Below are 330 nucleotides of genomic sequence, written 5' to 3'. Positions count from 1 at the left end.
CGGCGCGGCGGCGGGTGCGGGCGCCGGGGGCGGCGGCGACGTGTTCAAGCAGTTCGTCGAGCACCAGCAGGCCCAGGAGCGGGCGGCCGAGGTGATGGACACCTACTACTCGGCCAACTACATCGACGTCGACACCACCACCCCCGCGTTCTCCGACGCCGCGCCCCTCACCTCCGGGGTCGGCGGCGGGAGCACCGCGGCCGCGTCGGCGGCGGGCGTCGGCGTGGGGTCCGGCGGCGTCGCGCTCACCGGCGGCCCGGGCGGGATCGGGCCGCGGGCGGGCGTCACCGGGGGCGGGGACACCCCGCTGGGCGGCCGGGGCGCGCTCGG

The 330-nt window shown here is 80.3% G+C and carries 1 pseudogene; it reads left to right on the top strand.

What is annotated here, in order from left to right:
* Positions 1 to 330, top strand: a pseudogene (locus GCL84_RS29040) (hypothetical protein); the annotation flags it as partial.

Source organism: Actinokineospora pegani (assembly GCF_009745975.1).
Classification (GTDB): domain Bacteria; phylum Actinomycetota; class Actinomycetes; order Mycobacteriales; family Pseudonocardiaceae; genus Actinokineospora; species Actinokineospora pegani.
The sequence above is the reverse complement of the archived record's forward strand: the minus strand, read 5'-3'. Positions and strand labels throughout refer to the sequence as shown.